The following is a 1552-nucleotide window of genomic DNA, read 5'->3' on the forward strand; positions in this document are numbered from 1 at the left end:
TGTCGAAAGCCTGTTGCAGCGCGCCACGGTCCAGCGCGCCGACGATGCTCACTCCGCCGGCAATGTGGTAGGCCGTGCTGGCGGGGTCGAGCTGGTGCAAAACCCACAGCCCTTGCTGCACCAAGGATAGCGGAATATCGTCGTCGCCGCACAATTGCGCGGGAATCGGCAGCTTGGAGAAATCGCCGCCTTGCTGTTGCAGCCTATCCAGAAACAGCCGCCGCTTTTCCAGCGGCAAGCCGACAAAGCGGCGTACCAAATCCTCGCCGGCCATCGGGTTGGCGGATTTCGGCGATGGTTGCGGGTATTTGTCAGCAGCCAAGCTGTCGGTATTCAATTTCATATCGTCTTGATTGTTATCCTTTGATGTTGCTAATACCTGCTCCGCCATTAAGAAAGCTCCAACTCATCCAGCCACCCGCTCATATCCGCCAACACCTCGTCGCCGACCAGGGCCGCACCGAGCTGATCGATACGCTCGGCCAATTGCCGCAGTTCCTCGGTTTCGAATACATTGCGCAACGGTAAATCCACACCCAAATCGATTCGAATTTGCGCTACCAAACGTGTCGCCAGCAGCGAATGCCCGCCCAGTTCGAAGAAGTTATCGTTGCGCCCAACCCGTTCCACGCCCAGCAGGCTTTGCCAGACATCAGCCAATCGTTGTTCGGTTCCGGTTTGCGGTGCGCGATAATCGCCCCGGTTCAGTTCGGGTTCCGGCAGGGCTTTGCGGTCGAGTTTGCCGTTAACGGTCTTGGGCAGGCTATCCAGTATTACGATGGCGTTGGGCACCATGTAGTCGGGCAAGCGTTGCCGCAAGCCTTGTTGCAGTGTTTCGACCTCGACCAGGCGACCGGCGGCGGCGTAGGCGACCAAGCGCGGACCGTGCGGGCTATCTTTCAGCAGTACCGCGGCTTCGGTTATGCCGGTTTGCGCCATGAGTGCCGCTTCGATTTCCCCCAGCTCGATGCGCAGGCCGCGCAGTTTGATCTGATGATCCAGGCGGCCCAGGTATTCGATGACGCCGTCGTTGCGCCACTTTGCCTTGTCGCCGGTGCGGTACAACCGTTCGCCGCTACCGAACGGGTCGGGTATGAAGCGTTCGGCGGTCAGGCCGGAACGGCGGTGGTAGCCGCGCGCCAGGCCTCGACCTCCGATGTACAGTTCGCCGGCGATGCCCGCCGGTAGCGGGTTGAGGTGGGCATCCAGAATGTGGATTTGGCTGTTGGCGATGGGTTGGCCGATCGGCACACTGTGATTACCGTCGTCGCGGCAGGTCCAGTGGGTGACGTCGATCGCGGCTTCGGTCGGGCCGTACAGGTTGTCGAGTTCGACGCCCGGCAATCGCTGAAAGACTCGCTGTTGCAGGTCCGCCGGCAAGGCTTCGCCGCTGCAGACGATACGTTTCAGGTCGGGAAACGCCGGCAGCTCGGGCTGGTTGACGAATTCAGCCAGCATGGACGGTACGAAATGCAGGGTGCCGACGCGGTGCTTGAGCATCAGTCGCGCCAGCTCGGCCGGGTCGCGATGCACGCCGGGTTCGGCAATCGCC

At 61.3% G+C, this 1552-nt stretch carries 2 protein-coding genes; both read right to left on the reverse strand.

Translation table 11 applies throughout. The annotated features are described in order from the left end of the window. Positions 1-343: hypothetical protein (locus tag NP596_RS21290; protein WP_256617386.1), on the reverse strand; the 343-nt coding region annotated here is incomplete at its 3' end. A 47-nt stretch (positions 344-390) separates the two neighbouring features. Then, positions 391-1552: AMP-binding protein (locus NP596_RS21295; RefSeq protein ID WP_256617387.1), on the reverse strand; the 1162-nt coding region annotated here is incomplete at its 5' end.

It is taken from the genome of Methylomonas rivi, from assembly GCF_024505165.1.
Lineage (GTDB): Bacteria > Pseudomonadota > Gammaproteobacteria > Methylococcales > Methylomonadaceae > Methylomonas > Methylomonas rivi.